At 66.6% G+C, this 16,065-nt stretch carries 13 protein-coding genes; 6 read left to right on the forward strand and 7 right to left on the reverse strand.

All coding sequences use genetic code 11. The features are described from left to right. Positions 1-39: 39 nt before the first annotated feature. A complete protein-coding gene (dksA, locus tag Q9316_RS10025) occupies positions 40-459 on the reverse strand; it encodes an RNA polymerase-binding protein DksA (protein ID WP_306035023.1) in 420 nt (139 codons plus the stop codon). Between the two features lie 485 nt (positions 460-944). Here dksA and Q9316_RS10030 point away from each other — a divergent pair, with 485 nt between their 5' ends. The 4 genes from Q9316_RS10030 to Q9316_RS10045 all read left to right on the forward strand — a co-directional run bounded on the left by Q9316_RS10030 (position 945) and on the right by Q9316_RS10045 (position 4,772). Continuing rightward, on the forward strand, positions 945-1,469 hold the full coding sequence (locus Q9316_RS10030; RefSeq protein ID WP_306035024.1) for a SixA phosphatase family protein: 525 nt from the start codon (positions 945-947) through the stop codon (positions 1,467-1,469). 70 nt (positions 1,470-1,539) lie between these two features. After that, positions 1,540-3,015, forward strand: coding sequence for a YcjX family protein (locus tag Q9316_RS10035; protein ID WP_306035025.1), 1,476 nt, complete (start codon positions 1,540-1,542; stop codon positions 3,013-3,015). After that, a complete protein-coding gene (locus Q9316_RS10040) occupies positions 3,012-4,076 on the forward strand; it encodes a YcjF family protein (protein ID WP_306035026.1) in 1,065 nt (354 codons plus the stop codon). The genes Q9316_RS10035 and Q9316_RS10040 overlap by 4 nt, the downstream gene beginning before the upstream one ends. 147 nt (positions 4,077-4,223) lie before the next feature. Beyond that, a complete protein-coding gene (locus Q9316_RS10045; protein WP_306035027.1) occupies positions 4,224-4,772 on the forward strand; it encodes a hypothetical protein in 549 nt (182 codons plus the stop codon). 9 nt (positions 4,773-4,781) lie between these two features. Here Q9316_RS10045 and folK read toward each other — a convergent pair whose 3' ends face one another. Genes folK through folP form a run of 3 tightly spaced genes read right to left on the reverse strand, consistent with a single transcriptional unit; the run spans position 4,782 to position 6,555 of the window. After that, positions 4,782-5,300: a 2-amino-4-hydroxy-6-hydroxymethyldihydropteridine diphosphokinase gene (gene folK / locus Q9316_RS10050; RefSeq protein ID WP_306035028.1), complete on the reverse strand. Its 519-nt coding sequence runs from the start codon at positions 5,298-5,300 to the stop codon at positions 4,782-4,784. Then, entirely contained in the window at positions 5,290-5,658 is a 369-nt protein-coding gene (gene folB, locus Q9316_RS10055; RefSeq protein WP_306035029.1) for a dihydroneopterin aldolase, read from the reverse strand. Before folB ends, folK begins: the two co-directional genes overlap by 11 nt. A gap of 3 nt (positions 5,659-5,661) precedes the next feature. Beyond that, positions 5,662-6,555, reverse strand: a complete 894-nt coding sequence (gene folP, locus Q9316_RS10060) for a dihydropteroate synthase (RefSeq protein WP_306035030.1) — start codon at positions 6,553-6,555, stop codon at positions 5,662-5,664. 146 nt (positions 6,556-6,701) lie between these two features. On the opposite strand from folP, the gene Q9316_RS10065 reads away from it, so the two are divergent. Next, entirely contained in the window at positions 6,702-7,313 is a 612-nt protein-coding gene (locus Q9316_RS10065) for a DUF922 domain-containing Zn-dependent protease (RefSeq protein WP_371877980.1), read from the forward strand. Positions 7,314-7,626: 313 nt separating this feature from the next. Here the strand turns inward: Q9316_RS10065 and Q9316_RS10070 are convergent, their stop codons facing one another. The 3 genes from Q9316_RS10070 to Q9316_RS10080 all read right to left on the reverse strand — a co-directional run bounded on the left by Q9316_RS10070 (position 7,627) and on the right by Q9316_RS10080 (position 9,328). Next, on the reverse strand, positions 7,627-8,310 hold the full coding sequence (locus Q9316_RS10070; protein ID WP_306035031.1) for an NAD(P)/FAD-dependent oxidoreductase: 684 nt from the start codon (positions 8,308-8,310) through the stop codon (positions 7,627-7,629). 25 nt (positions 8,311-8,335) lie between these two features. Further along, on the reverse strand, positions 8,336-8,656 hold the full coding sequence (locus Q9316_RS10075; RefSeq protein WP_160856616.1) for a 2Fe-2S iron-sulfur cluster-binding protein: 321 nt from the start codon (positions 8,654-8,656) through the stop codon (positions 8,336-8,338). Positions 8,657-8,959: 303 nt separating this feature from the next. Then, positions 8,960-9,328: an Hpt domain-containing protein gene (locus tag Q9316_RS10080; protein ID WP_306035032.1), complete on the reverse strand. Its 369-nt coding sequence runs from the start codon at positions 9,326-9,328 to the stop codon at positions 8,960-8,962. A gap of 530 nt (positions 9,329-9,858) precedes the next feature. Here Q9316_RS10080 and Q9316_RS10085 point away from each other — a divergent pair. Then, positions 9,859-16,017 (forward strand): kinesin, encoded by a 6,159-nt coding sequence (locus Q9316_RS10085; protein ID WP_306035033.1) that lies wholly within the window; start codon positions 9,859-9,861, stop codon positions 16,015-16,017. Positions 16,018-16,065: the final 48 nt, after the last annotated feature.

Raw genomic sequence — 16,065 nt, forward strand, 5'->3', positions numbered from 1 at the left:
AACCCGTCCCAGGGGCCTCCTCAGACCCGCGGGAAGTGCTTACTCGTCGCGATACACCTTCTCCCGACGCTCATGGCGCTCCTGCGCCTCGATCGACAGCGTGGCGATCGGACGGGCGTCGAGACGCTTGAGACCGATCGGTTCGCCGGTTTCCTCGCAATAGCCGTAGGTGCCTTCGTCGAGGCGCTGAAGCGCCGCATCGATCTTGGAGATCAACTTGCGCTGGCGGTCGCGAGCGCGAAGTTCGATGGCACGGTCGGTTTCCGAGGATGCCCGGTCCGCGAGGTCCGGGTGATTGGCGCTTTCCTCCGCCAAATGATCGAGGGTTTCGCGCGCTTCGCGCAGGATATCGTTTTTCCAGGCGTTCAGCTTCGCTCGAAAGTAAGCCCGCTGGTTTACACTCATGAATTCCTCGTCCTCATTGAGGACGAAATTGCTAAGATCGATCTTCTCACTCAACGCGATTCTCCTGAAGAACATCTCAAGGCGCGCTGTATATCCCCACGGGTAACGCGATTCAAGTCTGCCGGGACTTACCCACGGTTTTCGCGCACGCCTTTATTTTGATCATTGCCAGTCTAATATTTCATCAAGATTACAACGAGATGGCAAAAGCCACCCGGCGACATCGTCCAGACCGCCGTTTCCCGCCGACCGGAACGCTGCTCCACAAACGGGTCCTGCCCCCAATATAGGCACAGGGCTCTGACGCTATAACGGATGATGGCGCGTTTTTGTTTTGCGGGCCTGACCATTGGATTCGGATTTATTTTAGCAACGCGTACTTTTCTTCCCGTTGGCTCGAAGACACCCTCGCCTATGGCGCGGCATCCGACGCGATCGCGAACATGCCTATTCGCAAAACCGGTTGATCTTTCCGGCAAGGAAAGACATGAAGTCGAAAGCGGCGCCGATCTCCGGCGGCAGGCGGATGGAGGACAGACTTGGCATCTCTCGGCACGCCGGCTTTCCGGCTCTACATCCTTCGCCACGCCCGCGCCGCCTGGGCCCAGCCCGGCCAGTCGGATTTCGACCGCACGCTCGACGACGACGGCTTTGCCGAAGCCGAGGTGATCGCCGAGGAAGCGGCCGACCAAGGCTACAAGCCGGACCTCATCATCTCCTCCACCGCCATGCGCTGCCGCCAGACGGCCGAGCCCTTCCACCGCACGGTCAGCGAGGAACTGTCGATCGACTACGTCGATTCGCTCTATTCCGGCACGGTCGAGACCTATGCCGAACTCGCCTTCGCCGACCGGCAGGAGACGTCCGTGATGGTCGTCGGCCACAATCCGATGGTCGAGGAGTTCTTCCACCGCCTCGTCGGCAAGGAGATCGCCGAGACGGCGGCCCCGTTCGGCTATCCGACCGCGGGGCTCGCCATTCTGGACTTCGACAGGCGCCCGACGGACGGGGACTATCGCGGGGCCTGCCTTGCGGGCTTCATGTCGCCGCGCCCGGCGCGCTGAACAAAACGGCGGCGCCTCTTTTTCCGCCGGATTTCGGTTCCTATATCGCCTTCGATGCTGGAAAGAGACCTTGCCGCCTAGCCTGACCACTTTCACGGACGAAGCCCTGCTCGCGCTCGACGCGCTGACCGGCCGCGCCGCCAATCTCGTCAACCCGTCGATCCGCCTCGGCGTGACGGGCCTGTCGCGCGCCGGCAAGACGGTCTTCATCTCCTCGCTGGTGCACAACCTCCTGAACGGCGGTCGCCTGCCGCTGTTCGAGGCGGGCCGCTCCGGCCGCGTCTCGAAAATCCGGCTGGAGCCGCAGCCCGACGATGCCGTGCCGCGCTTCCAGTACGAGGATCACATTCGCGCGCTCGTCGCCGACCGCCTCTGGCCGGATTCGACGCGCGCCATCTCGCAGCTTCGCATCACGCTCGACTATGAGAGCGCTTCCGGCTGGGGCCGCTTGTTCTCGCCCGGCAAGCTTTCCATCGACATCGTCGACTATCCCGGCGAGTGGCTGCTCGACCTGCCGCTGCTGGCGCAGGATTTCCGCGCCTTCAGCGAAAACACCGTGGCGCTCGCGCAGACCGGCATCCGCGCCGACCTTGCCCGCGACTGGCTGGCGCTTTCCAACACCGTCGACCCGGCGGCGGGCGCGCAGGAAGCGACGGCCCGGTCCCTCGCCGAGGCGTTCACCGCCTATCTCAAGGCCTGCAAATCCGACGAGCGCTCGCTCTCCACCCTGCCGCCCGGCCGCTTCCTGATGCCCGGCGATCTGGAAGGCTCGCCCGCCCTGACCTTCGCGCCCCTCCCGAACCTGCCGAAGGGCGCGCCGGCCAAGGGCTCGCTGCATGCGATGATGGAGCGGCGCTACGAGGCCTACAAGACGCATGTCGTGCGCCCGTTCTTCCGCGAACACTTCGCCCGGCTCGACCGGCAGATCGTGCTCATCGACGCGCTACAGGCAATCAACCGCGGCGCGGAGGCCGTGCACGATCTCGAACGCGCGCTTGGCGACGTACTCGACTGTTTTCGCGCGGGCACGAACAGCTTCCTCTCCTCCTTCGTGACGCGGCGCATCGACCGCATCGTGATCGCCGCAACCAAGGCCGATCACCTGCACCATGAAAGCCATCCGCGGCTGGAGGCCATCACCCGCCGGCTCGTCGACCGCGCCATCGAGCGCATCGGCATGAGCGGCGCGGGCATCGAGGTCATGGCGCTCGCCTCCGTGCGCGCCACCCGCGAGGCGAGCGTCAAGCATGACGGCGAGGACCTGCCGGTCATCGTCGGCGTGCCGATGGCGGGCGAGAGGATCAACGGCGAGATTTTCGACGGCGAGAAGAAAACCGCCATATTTCCCGGCGACTTACCGAAGAATCCGGATTCTCTTTTCGAAGCGCTTGAATCGGTCCCTGAAGGCGAATCGCCCCACCTCCTCAATTTCGTGCGCTTCCGCCCGCCGCATATCGAGGAAACCGGCGGCGGCCTGAAACTGTCCGTGCCGCATATAAGGCTCGACCGCGCGCTGCAATATCTCATCGGAGACCGGCTCGCATGACCGACCGTCCGCGCAGGCCCGCCGCCTTTTCGCTCCCCGCCGACGCCGCGACGAAACGGCCCGAGCACGACAGACCCCGCGCCCCCGCCGCCTTCGACGATGCCGTGACGCTGACGCCGGACGCGGACGATCCCTTCATCGCGACGACGGTCGACCTGCCGGAACTCGTCCCGCCGGTCGCGACGCCGCGCCCGCGCCGCATCACGCTCGGCCGCATAGCCATCGGCGCGCTCGGCCTTCTCCTCTCGCTCGCCGTCGGCCTGTGGGTCGATGCGCTGATCCGCGACCTCTTCAGCCGCAACGACTGGCTCGGCTATCTCGCCATGGCGGCCGCCGCCATCGCCGTGCTCGCCCTTCTCGGCGTCGTGCTGCGCGAGCTGGTCGGCCTGCGGCGCCTCGCCGCCGTGCAGGACCTGAAGCAGGACGTCATGGCGGCCGCCGCTTCCCCGACGCCCTCGGTCGGCCGTGCCATCGTCGCCCGCCTCGTCCACCTCGTCGCCGCCCGCCCGCAGACGGCGCGCGGGCGCAGCCGGCTTGCCGAAACCGAGGGCGAGATCATCGACGCCGCCCATCTCATCGACCTTGCCGAACGCGAACTGATGGCGCCGCTCGACCGCGAGGCCCGCGCCCTGATCCTCGGCGCGGCCAAGCGCGTCTCCATCGTCACCGCCGTCAGCCCGCGCGCGCTGGTCGATCTTGGCTACGTCATCTATGAAAGCAGCCGGCTGGTGCGCGGCATGGCCGAGCTTTACGGCGGCCGCCCGGGCAAGATCGGCATGCTGCGACTGATGCGGGACGTCATCGCCCACCTTGCCGTCACCGGCTCCATCGCCATGGGCGACAGCCTCGTGCAGCAGGTGCTCGGCCATGGGCTGGCATCGAAGCTGTCGGCCAGGCTCGGCGAAGGCGTCATCAACGGGCTGATGACGGCGCGGATCGGCATCGCCGCCATGGACCTCTGCCGTCCCATGCCCTTCCGCGCGCTGAAACGCCCCGGCATCGGCGATTTCATCGCCGACCTGACGCCGGGAACCGCCGCCGGCCGGCGCGAGGAGGCGTGACCGGACTGCAACACCCCGGTTTTCCGGGGATGCGATCCCATCAAATGACAAGAGGCAAGGCGGCGGGAAACCGTCCATTAACCATTTTCGCGCAAACCTGATCGCACCAAAGCAGGCCAGAAGGCCGACGCCCATCAAGGATCGTTCATGTACCCGCGCACCTCTTTGATCGCCCGCGCCTCCGCAGCGGCCATCCTCGCAGCCACCACCTTCGCCCTTCCGGCCGCGGCCGGTTCGCGCGACAAGGCCTTCTTCGACCAGGTCGCCGGCAGCTGGCAGGGCAAGGGCGAGATCGTCGCCGGCAAGTACAAGGGCACCAAGTTCAACTGCGACCTGACGGGCGATTCCGGCCCGGCCAAGGATGCCGGCATCAAGCTCGACGGCTTCTGCCGCGTCGGCGTCTTCAAGCAGCCGATGTCGGCGCTGATCACCCGGGCGGGCGGCACCTACAAGGGCAAGTTCCTCGACGGCGCGGCCGGCAAGGGCCTCGACATCACCTCCGGCCAGGTCGCCGGCAACAAGGTCGTCGTCGGCATCAACCGCCAGAAGCTGAACGGCGCGATGATCGCGCGCCTGGAAAGCGACAACAAGATGAACATCACCATCTCGGTCAAGGTCGAGAACAAGATGGTGCCGGTCATCGGCCTGTCGCTCGACCGCAACCTCGACGACATCGCCGTCGGCTCGATCAAGTGAGCATGAAGGTCAAGTAGCCTTCCACCAGTCCGGGCCGGCGCTCGCCGGCTCGATCCCCGCGACATCCGCATCCCTCAGCCATACCTCGACCGTACGTCCCTCGACGTCCATGTCGGGCGCGACATCGGCAAGCGGCATCAGCACGAAGCCGCGTCCCGTCATGCGCGGATGCGGCAGCTCCAGCCGGCCGCCGGATTGCGCAACGCCCTCGAAGGTCAGGACGTCTATATCGATGGTGCGCGGTCCCCAGCGCTCCTTGCGCTCGCGCTTCATGTCGCGCTCGATACCAAGGCAGGTGTCGAGCAGCGCCTCCGGCTCAAGCACCGTCTCGACCAGCGCGCAGGCATTGAAGAACCACTCCTGATCCGTCTTGCCCCAAGGCGGCGTGCGGTAAAGCCGCGACACGGCGACGACGCGGCAATCGTCCCGCGCGTCGAGCGCCCGCAGGGCGTCCGCCATGGACCGCACCGGATCGCCGATATTGCCGCCGAGGCCGAGCGTGGCCCGGCGAAACGCGTCAGACGGCATGGTCGACCGTCACCTGCACGTAGTCGAGCACACCGGGCACCGGCGCATTCGGCTTCCTCACGGTAATGCAGGCGCGAAAAATCTGCGGGAAGCGTGCGCAGAGCACAGTGGCGATCTCCTGCGCCAGCGCCTCGATGAGGTAGCGGCGCTGGCCTGTGACGATCTTCTCGATCTCCTGGAAGGCGACGCCGTAGTCGACGGTCGATTCGATGGAATCGTCGGAGAGCGGGCGCAGCGGCCGCACGTCCAGCTCCGCATCGACGAAGAAGCGCTGTCCCAAAAACTCCTCCGCGTCGTGCAGGCCGTGGCGGGCGAAGAAGGCGCAGTTCTTGAGCGTGATCGTGTAGGTGGTGGTCATGATCTAATCCTGTCTGGCCGGCTGCCCGGCGCGCGTCTCGCGTGCCTTCACCGTGCGCCCCGCGGCGAGCATAGCATCCGCGATGGCAAGCGCATCCCTGTTGATTGCGACATCGTGCACCCTGAAGACCGCCGCGCCGGCAACGCGCAGCAGCGCCGTCGTCGCGGCCGTCCCGGCATCCCGCTCCGCCGCCTCGCGGCCGGTGACGGCCCCGACGAAGCGCTTGCGCGACGTGCCTGCGAGAATGGGCAGTTCGAAACCGTAAAGCTCGCCGAAACGCGCCATCAGTTCGAGGTTTTCGTCCGTATCCTTGGCAAAGCCGAAGCCGGGATCGAGCACCATGGCCTCGCGCGCGACACCCGCCTCGCGGGCGATTTCCAGCGAGCGGCCGAGGAAGAGATACTGATCCGCCACCACATCGGGCATTTTCTCGCGGTCGCGGCCCGTATGCATGATGCAGAGCCCTGCCCCGGTCTGCGCCGCGACGCGGGCGATGTCCGGCTCGCGCTGCAGGCCGTGCACGTCGTTGACGATATGGGCGCCGGCAGCGACGGCGAGCCGTGCGGTCTCGGCGCGGTAGGTATCGACGGAGATGATGGCATCCGTGCTGCCTGCAAGCGCCTCGATGACCGGAAGGATACGGTCCTGCTCCTCCATCGCGGTCACCGGCGCCGCGCCGGGCCGCGTCGATTCCCCGCCGATGTCGATGATTTCTGCCCCCTGTTCCAGACAGAGGATCGCCTGCGCGACGGCCGCATCGGCGCTGTCGAACTGGCCACCGTCGGAAAAAGAATCGGGCGTGACGTTGACGATCGCCATCAAAATGCCGCGCGGACCGAGCTCCAGATGCCGGCCATGGGCGAGCGCCCAGCGGAAGGGTTCGAACGGCGAGAACATGGCGGTTTCCTTCCGCGGTTAACCAGCGCGCCCGAAAGGGTGTTGCGCTGGTCGAGCCTATGCCCCAAGCTTAAGACAAGTTCAACCGGCTCGCTCGGCCGGCACTGCATCGGGGCAACCCGATTGCGAAAGGAATACGGATCTACATGAAGACCATCGCTCGCCTGATGGCCCTTGCCGCCCTCACAGCCCTTGTGTTCCAGCCGGTCCGCGCCGAGACGATCACCACGAAGACCTTCGCCTATTTTTCCGTCGGCGGGCGCACGGCGGCCGAACTCGACGCGGAACTCTCCAAGCGCGGGCCGGTGATGAAGCGCAGCGGCTCGCGCCATCCCGGCGCTACACGGATCAAATGGGGCGGCTCGGTCACCTATGTGCGCCGCGGCAGCCGTTGCGCGGTCGGCGAGGCGAAGGTGACGCTCTCGACCCAGATCATCCTGCCGCGCTGGAAGAACCGCAAGCGCGCGACGCCCTCCCTCGCCCTCATCTGGGATACGCTGTCGAGCGACATCAAGCGCCATGAGGAGCGTCATGCCGAAATCGCGCGCAACCATGCCCGCGGCCTGGAGCGCACGCTCAATCGCCTGCGCCCGGAAGCCGACTGCGAGCGCATGCAGGCAAGGGTCGATCGGGTGACGGCCGATGCGGTCTCCAAGCACGACGCCGACCAGGCGCGGTTCGACCGCGTCGAATCCAAGAACTTCGACGACCGCATGATGCGCCTGCTTGTTCACCGCTTGAAGAACAAGGCCGAGTAAAGGCCGCCCGGCAGGGCATGTATTTCCAAAAGATGCTTCAGTGCAAACGGAACGGCTCAAGCGCCGGACAATGCTGCATGTGCAAAATCAGTGGTGAATTCTAGCCATAGCGCAAATGCGCAAATCACCGTATCTTCAATTCAACAGTGAACGGGAAGATGGTTTCCTTCCCGAAGTTGCATGAAACGGTTCGTAACAGGTTCTCCTGGCGCGTCCCAATAGAAGCAGCAGGTGTTTCCTCCCTCTCCTGTCTGCGATGCGCCCTCCTGGCCTCGCTCGTCCTCATCGACAGGCGAGGCTCTTTTTTGATCATCTATTCTTTCGAAGCGGCCGCGCCTTCGATCTTCTTCTTCAGGCGGGAAGAGGAGGTCGTATATTCGAGCGTCGTGCGCCCGCCGGGAAACGAAATGCGCCGCACCGCCTGCGTCATCAGCGCCGCCTCGTGGAAGCCGGACAGGATCAGCCGCAGCTTGCCCGGATAGTGGCAGGCATCGCCGATGGCGAAGATGCCGGGCTGCGACGTCTCGAAACGTTCGGGATCGACGATGAAGGCATCCTTGCTGCGCTCCAGCAGCCAGCCGGGCGCCGGGCCGGCCTCCAGCGAGGCCTCGCCTGCCCCCGGCAGGAAGGTTCCAAGCCCTGTCGCGACGACCACGACGCTGGCGCCGATCGCCGTGCCGTCACTAAGATCGACCCGAAAGCGCCCGTCCGGCTGCTGCGCAAAACCGGTGACGGTCGTCCCGAAGCGGAAGGCCGGGGAAAAGGGTGCGATCTGCTCGAGCAGCCGGCCGGTCAGTTCCAGCCCGTCGATTTTGGGGAAACCCGGTACGTCGTAGATCGGCTTGTCGGGATAGAGCACGGCGCATTGGCCGCCCGCACGGTCGAGACTGTCGATCAGCGTGCATTTCAGCCCGTAGAGCCCGAGCTGGAAAACGGAGAACAGCGCGACCGGGCCAGCGCCGACCAGAACCACATCGGTATCGGCGCCGGCGTCCATCGCGCTATCCTGTTCCGTTTCGATGTCAGGCCTGGCGTTCCGGCACGTGGACCACGAGCCCGTCGAGCGCATCCGACATCTTGATCTGACAGGAGAGGCGCGAGGTGGGGCGGACGTCGTAGGCGAAGTCCAGCATGTCCTCTTCCATCGCTTCCGGCGGGCCGACCGTGGCGCTCCAGGCGTCATCGACATAGACATGACAGGTCGCGCAGGCGCAGGCGCCGCCGCACTCCGCCTCGATGCCGGGCACGGAGTTGCGCACGGCATTTTCCATGACCGTGGAGCCGTTGGCGACATCCAGTTCGTGGCGGGTGCCGTCGAAGGCGACGATGGTGAGTTTGCTCATGATGGCTTCCGGATTCTAGAGCATTTCCAGCCGAAGCGACTTCGCTTCGGCGTCGATAATGCGGTAAACACAACAATCTAGAGCATTTCCAGTGAGCGGAGTTCACTGGAAATGCTCTAGGGCTGCCCGCAGCGGGCGAATGACTGGCCGGCGGAGGATGGTGGGAGCCGCCGGTTTTCCGGCGGTTGTTTCCAACAAAACCCCTCCCCAGTCAACATCGCGCGCCGGCCGGGGCCTTGCAGGCCCCGGCGCGCCATCGGCTTTTCCCGCCGCGCCAGTTCCAGAGCGGCCGGGATGCGACGATCAGCGGCAGAGCTTCAGGATGAAGTTTTCCGCTTCGACCACCGCCGCGGTGACGGCGGCAAGCGCGGCGGCATCGGCCGGATCGTCCTCGAGCGCGCCGGCGGCCTTGCTGACGGCATCGGCGCCGACCGACTGGGCAGAGCCCTTCAGACGGTGTGCGACGGCGGCGCGGGCGGCGCCCTGCGAGCCGGCCAGTTCCTTCATGCTCTCGCGGGCCTGGCGCGCGAACATCTGCAGCACTTCCAGTTCAAGCGCCTTGTCGCCCATCGTCTGGCGGCCAAGGTGTACCATATCGATCGGCCGTTCCTTTGAGGGACACATGCCGCCCGCATTGTCGGGGGCCTCGAATGCGATGTTGAGCGCTGCCATTTGCCAATATCCTTATATACGCTGCGTACGCTGTTTCGTTGTGATGCACGCAGATGCCGGTCTGGGATTATGCTTCGCGCCCTCGTTCGCCGGGAACTCGGGGGGCCATCATTCTGCGGGACCGGCGCGCCTATCCGATTAAAAGGAGGCGCAAAGTGGGCATGAATCGCAAACTATGGTTAACGGCTGAAAAATAGCCTTTTTCTCAAGTTTTCCATTGCGATACAGAATCGCGCGAAATTAACTTCCTGTTAAGTTTCGGGCGAAGGGAGATGGCAATCAATTGTGTGATACAGGCTAATGTGTCACTACGATACGACCGGATAGTCCCGGTGGATAAGCCGTTGGCGGAGATACACCCTTTCGCCTTTTCGGTTTATCGAGCGAATTTGGAATGAACGGGGGTCCGGACGCTGTTTGCCATGAGGGTATGCAGCAAGACCGGCCACCAACCGGACGGTTCGAATGCGCCTGAGCAGCGGCAGAGCGTATGAAGCCCGATCCCGGACATGGTAACGAGGCGTAACCGCATGGCGACGAACAAGTCCACCGAGTCGATCGACGAAAAGGCCTTCCAGGCCCTCGAGGAGGCACTCAAGATCGACTTTGACGATCTGGTGCCCGAGACGCCTTCCACGAAGGACGCTTCCGAGGCTCGCTTGTCCGAACCGGCAGGCCGTGCTGCGAACAAGACGCAGGAAATGCCGGCCAACCAGCCGCTCTCCGGCGAGACCGCACGCACCCTCAACCCGGAACCCGCGCCCAAGACCCCCAGCTTCACCCCCGCGAACGACGGCTCGCGCAAGACGCCGGCCGCGATCCTCAAGTCGCTGGACATGCGCTCATCCCGCGGCCCGATCCGCATGGCGATCCTCGCCTCCGTTCTCTGGATAATCGGCGGCCTCGGCGTCGCGAACCTTCTCTACGCCCCGCAGATCTGGCAGATCCGGTCGATCTCCGCCCTCGTCGCCCTGCCCGGCGCCATCGGCATGCTCGTCGCGATCGTCATGCCGATCATGCTGTTCTTCGCCTTCGCCATCATGATCGCGCGCGCCCATGAACTGCGCAGCGCCGCCCGCTCGATGGCCGAGGTCGCCCTGCGCCTTTCCGAGCCGGAAACCGTCGCGACCGACCGCATCATGACCGTCGGCCAGGCTGTGCGCCGCGAAGTCTCGGCCATGAACGAAGGCATCGAGCGCACGATCGCCCGCGCGACCGAACTCGAAACCCTCGTGCATTCGGAAGTCAACGCGCTCGAACGCTCCTATTCCGACAATGAGATGCGTGTGCGCACGCTCGTGCAGGAGCTCGGCTCCGAGCGCGAGGCGATCGTCAGCCATGCCGAGCGCATCCGCTCCTCCATTTCCGGCGCGCACGAGCAGCTCAAGGACGAGCTGGTCAGCGCCGGCGACAGCATCACCGCGCGCATCGCGACCTCGGGCGAGGCCTTCGCCTCCATGCTCGACACCCGCGCCGCCATGCTGATGGAAAAGTCCGACAGCGCGACGCAGACCATCGGCGCCATGCTTTCGGCCCGCACGGATAGCCTGCTGTCGACGCTCAGCTCCTCGGGCGTCGCGCTCGCCAACGAGTTCGACAGCCGCCTCGACCAGCTGACGCAGAGCCTCGATTCGCGCGGCCGCGACCTGCTGCAGCAGTTCGAGACGCGCGCCTCCTCGCTCGATACCAACACCGAGAAGCTGAACGCGGCGCTGAACGAGCGCGCCAAGCAGCTCAACGAGACGCTGATCGCCCGCACCCGCGAGATCAGCGAGAGCCTGTCGATCGGCCAGCAGGCCGTGACCGGCGGCCTCGACCGCGTTCTGGAATCGATGAACGCCGCGCTCGACGAAAAGGGCGCGCAGTTCCGCCAGAGCCTGAAGAATGCCGCCGACGACACCGTCATGGACCTCGACCTGCGTTCCGGCTTCTTCGACGAGCGCATGCAGGCGACCGTCGGCCAGATCGCCAGCGCCTTCGACCAGCGTGTGGAAGAGTTCGCCCAGGCCTTCGACCAGCGCGCCGGCTCGCTCGACTCCAAGCTGATGGAAAGCCTCGCCCGCATCAACGAGACGGTCGCCAGCGGCCATGACGCTCTCGACGGCATCCTCACCACCAGCATCGACCGCCTCGGCAACACGCTCACCGACCAGACCTTCGCGCTGGCCACGACCCTCGGCACCAGCCAGGAAGTGTTCGAAAGCGCCGTTTCCGGCCAGGCGGAGGCCATCACCAAGGCCGTCACCGGCGCGCATGAACGCGTCGGCGCCGCGCTCTCGGAAAAGTCCGCAGCGCTGCTCGGCGGCCTCGCCGACGTGCAGAACCGCATCGAAACCGGCTTCGGCGCCCGCGCCGATGCACTGGCCGAGAGCGTTTCGGGCAGCGAGCGCCGCCTGACGGAAGCGCTCGATTCGCGCGGAACGTCGATCGCCACCGACATCCAGGCCGCCCAGGAACGCATGGAGGAAGCGCTCGGCGCCCGCGCGAGCGCGCTGGTGGAGAGCATTTCCAGCAGCGAGCGCCGCCTGACCCAGGCGCTCGATTCGCGCGGCACGGCCATCGCCACCGACATCCAGGCCGCCCAGGAACGCATGGAAGATGCGCTCGGCGCCCGCGCCGACGAGATCACCTCCACTATCGCGGCAAGCCACAACCGCCTCGACACCGCGCTCACCGAGCGCACCGCCGCCCTCTCCGCCATGCTGAACGAGACGGGCAGCCAGCTCGAAGGTTCCGTCGGCTCGGCGGCAAGCCGCGTCGAGAGCGCGCTGACGGGCGCCGCCCGCCAGATCGACGAGGTCATCACCGGCCGCACGGCGAACCTCGCCTCGGTACTGTCGAACAGCGCCGGCTCCATGCAGGCAGCCATCGATTCCGCCGCGACCCGCGTCGAAAGCGTGCTGACCGAAGGCAGCCAGCAGCTCGGCGGCGTTCTGCACGGCCAGGCCGCCGAATTCGCCGACGCCTTCTCCGGCCGCGCCGCCGGGATCGCCGAGGCGCTTTCGGGCCGCGCGTCCGAGCTTGCCGGCTCGCTCGTCTCCACCCACGAGCAGATCCGCACCACGCTCGACGACCGCATCAACGCCATCAACCTCGCCATTTCCGAGGGCCGCAACCAGCTCGCCGAAACGCTCAACGATCAGGCCACCTCCATCGGCACCTCGATCGCCACCAGCGCCGGCATGCTGGAAATGACGCTGGAGCAGCACGAGGAGAACCTGCGCCGCACCATCGACGGCAGCGCCGCCCTGCTCGACCACCGCGTGCGCGAGAGCGCCGGCGCCGTGGCCGAACGCCTCGGCGAGACCACGTCCAAGATCGCCGAGGCCGCCGATGCCTTCGGCGCCCGCATGGAGCAGACGGTCGACAGCGTCGCCACCCGCTTCGACACGACCGGCAGCAGGCTGGAGGAAAACCTCGGCAGGCTGGAGGCCCGCATCGAGCACAGCGTCGAGAATGTCTCCGGCATCGTCGACACCGCCGCTGCCCGCATTTCCGACACGCTGTCCGAGCGCCTTGTCGATCTCGACCGCGTGGGCAACGACGTGTCGATGCGCGTCTCCGACGCCCTCTCCCGCCCGATCGCCGAAGTCGACCGCATCGGCGACGAGACGACCGCCCGCATCGCCGCCGCCCTCGCCGGCCGTGTCGGGGACATCGAACGCGTCAGCGCCACGGCCGCTGACCGCATCGAAGGCGCGCTTTCCGGCCGCCTCGGCGATATCGAGCGTGTCAGCGCCGATGTGGCCGATCGCATCGAGGGCGCGCTCTCCGGCCGCCTCGGCGACATCGAGCGCGTGACCGGCGAGGCTGCCGAGCGCATCGACGGAACGCTGGCCGACCGCGCCAGCCAGATCGAGCGCGTCGCCGGTGAAGCCGCCGCCCGCATCGACGGTGCCCTTGCCGACCGCACGGGCCAGATCATCCGCGCCACCGGCGACGCCGCCGAACGCATCGACGGTACGCTTGCCGACCGTGCAAGCGAGATCATCCGTGCCACCGGCGAAGCGGCAGACCGCATCGACGGTACGCTCGCCGACCGCGCCAGCCAGATCGAGCGCGTCGCCGGTGAAGCCGCCGCCCGCATCGACGGCGCCCTTGCCGAACGTGCCAGCCAGATCGCCCGCGTCACCGGCGAAGCGGCGGAACGCATCGATGGAACGCTCGCCAGCCGCACCGGCGACATCGAGCGCATTTCGGGCGAAGCGGCCGACCGCATTGCCGCGACCATCGACGAGAAGACCGACCGCATCGAGGAACGCCTCGGCACGATGGACAAGGCCCTCACCATCGGTCTCGACAGCGTCAACCGCACCATCGACGGCAAGGCTGCCGGCCTTGCCCAGACGCTGCGCGAAGCTGTGACGCAGGCGACCCAGGACATGGACGCCGAAGCGATCCGCTCGGTCCAGTCGCTCGCCAAGACCGGCGAGCAGTTTGCCAATCTCGGTCATTCGCTGCGCGGCGCGGTCTCCCGCGCGGCGCAGGAGATGGGCGCGGAAGCCCAGCGCGCCACCGAGACCATCGCCAAGACCGGCGAGGAATTCGCCGAGAACCTGTCCGCCCGCAACGAAGCCTTCGCCCGCGCCGTCGAGGAAACGACCTCGTCCGCCGTCGCCCGTTTCGAAGAGACGGAAGGCCGGCTTGCAAGCCAGGCGCAGTCGCTGCGCTCCGGCCTCGGCGATGTCGAGAAGGCGCTGGAAGCCCGTGGCGCTTCGATCCGCTCGGCGCTCGACGACCGCACGCGTGAACTCAACTCCATGCTGGCAAGCCGCACGGAAGAGCTCTCGCGCCTGATCAACGAGGAGGCCCGCCCGGTCATCGACGATTATGCCGCCGTCGGCCGCGAGGCTGCCGAGCGCATCACCGGCGTCGCCCGCGAAAGCGCCGAACGCCTGCGCAACGAGAATGCGGCGCTGATCAACGCCATCTCCGCCCGCACGGCCGACACGCTCGCCGCCATCTCCAGCCGCACGGAAGAAGCGGCCGGCACGATGCGCGAGATCGAGAGCGGCCTGCAGGCGAATGTGGAAAGCCTGATTGCCCGCCTTTCGGAAAGCAACGGGGCGATCGCCGGCATCGTCGATGCGGCGAGCCAGACGCTCGGCGACATCGACGGCCGCCTGACGACGACCGCAGAGCGCTTCTCCACCTCCGCCGAGCGCGCTTCCGACATGGTCGCGACCACCTCGCGGCTCCTTGAAGGCAAGGTCGATCGCCTCTCCGACATTTCCGCCGGTACGCTCGCGCAGATCGGCGGCATCGTCGGGCGCTTCGAGGACCACTCGAAGATCCTGTCGCAGGCCTCCGACCTCTTGGCCGCCGCCCAGTCGAACCTCGTCTCGACGCTGGAAGAGCGTCAGGACGCGCTGCGCTCGCTCTCCATCGGCCTCGTCCAGCGTTCGGAAGAGATCGAGAAGACGATGCAGTCGCTCGAAGGCATGGTGGAAGGCGCCTTCTCCCGCGCCGAGGAGCGCTCGAACCTGATCGCCGGCAATCTTCGCGGCGGCATCCAGTCGTCGTTCGCCGAAGTCGGCCGCATCCTCGGCGATACCGAGAAGCGCGCCGAGGCCGCCGCCAACACGCTGCGCGATTCGCTGGTCAAGGCCGGCGAGGAAGCCGGTCAGTCCGTCGAGGGCGCCTTCACGCGCGCCGAGGAACGGACCAAGGAAGTGGCGGACCGCCTGCGCGGCAGCGTCGGCGCCTCGCTCTCCGACGTCGATCGCCTCCTCAGCGAATCCGGCAAGAAATCCGAAGCCGCCACCACCGTCATGCGCGAAGCGATGCGCGAGGCGGTCGAGGAGGCCATCGGCAAGTTCTCCGGCGCGACCGAGGAAATCCGCCGCGCGGCCTCCGAGATTCGAAAGGAACTCGACCAGACCCGCGGCGAACTGAAGCGCAGCGCCTTCGACCTGCCGGAAGAAGCCAAGGAAAACGCCGCCCAGATGCGCCGCGCCGTCAGCGAGCAGATCAAGGCCCTGCAGGACCTTTCCGACATCATCGGCAAGTCCTCCTCGGCACTGGAAATCTCGCGCCCGGCGGTTCAGGCGACGCAGGTGCAGGCCGCCCAGGTGGCCCAGCCGGTGCAGCAGGCCCGCGTCGAACCCCGTCGCGAGGAACCGGCGCAGCTTCGCGGCAGCCTCGGCCTCGAGCGCGCGGCCGCCGCTACAGTGCCGCAGCGGGCGCAGCCCGTTCCGGCCGAAGGCGCCGACGCCAAGGCGGCCGGCGAAGGCGGCTGGATGCGCGATCTGCTGCGCGGCGCCGTCTCGCGGGAAGAGGCGCAGTTCGCCCAGCCCCGCGGCGAAGGCCAGGCAGCCCGCCCGGCCGACAACCGCAACCCGCGCCATGTCGTCGAATCGCTGAACTCGCTTTCGGTCGACATCGCCCGCGCCATCGATCACGATGCCTCGGTCGACCTGTGGCGCCGCTACCAGCGCGGCGAGCGCGACGTCTTCACGCGCCGCCTCTACACGCTGAAGGGCCAGCAGACCTTCGACGAGATCAAGCGCAAGTACGAACGCGAGCCGGAATTCCGCACGGCGGTCGACCGCTACATCTCGGACTTCGAGAAACTGCTCGCCGACGTCGCCCGCAACGACCGCGACAAGGTGATGACGCAGACCTATCTGACGTCGGACACCGGCAAGGTCTACACCATGCTTGCCCACGCCGCCGGCCGCTTCAACTGAGCGGACCGCAATGGAACACGAAACGGCCGCCCATGAGGCGGCCGTTTT

Origin of the sequence: Shinella zoogloeoides (assembly GCF_030733845.1) — a bacterium.
GTDB classification, from domain to species: Bacteria; Pseudomonadota; Alphaproteobacteria; order Rhizobiales; family Rhizobiaceae; genus Shinella; species Shinella zoogloeoides_C.

Coding starts and splice junctions, on each gene's coding strand:
- Q9316_RS10070 (WP_306035031.1), bottom strand. CDS start 8,310: ATGGACGCCGGCGCCGATACCGATGTGGTTCTGGTCGGCGCTGGCCCG.
- Q9316_RS10085 (WP_306035033.1), top strand. CDS start 9,859: ATGGCGACGAACAAGTCCACCGAGTCGATCGACGAAAAGGCCTTCCAG.
- Q9316_RS10080 (WP_306035032.1), bottom strand. CDS start 9,328: ATGGCAGCGCTCAACATCGCATTCGAGGCCCCCGACAATGCGGGCGGC.
- folK (WP_306035028.1), bottom strand. CDS start 5,300: ATGCCGTCTGACGCGTTTCGCCGGGCCACGCTCGGCCTCGGCGGCAAT.
- Q9316_RS10040 (WP_306035026.1), top strand. CDS start 3,012: ATGACCGACCGTCCGCGCAGGCCCGCCGCCTTTTCGCTCCCCGCCGAC.
- Q9316_RS10075 (WP_160856616.1), bottom strand. CDS start 8,656: ATGAGCAAACTCACCATCGTCGCCTTCGACGGCACCCGCCACGAACTG.
- Q9316_RS10065 (WP_371877980.1), top strand. CDS start 6,702: ATGAAGACCATCGCTCGCCTGATGGCCCTTGCCGCCCTCACAGCCCTT.
- Q9316_RS10045 (WP_306035027.1), top strand. CDS start 4,224: ATGTACCCGCGCACCTCTTTGATCGCCCGCGCCTCCGCAGCGGCCATC.
- folB (WP_306035029.1), bottom strand. CDS start 5,658: ATGACCACCACCTACACGATCACGCTCAAGAACTGCGCCTTCTTCGCC.
- folP (WP_306035030.1), bottom strand. CDS start 6,555: ATGTTCTCGCCGTTCGAACCCTTCCGCTGGGCGCTCGCCCATGGCCGG.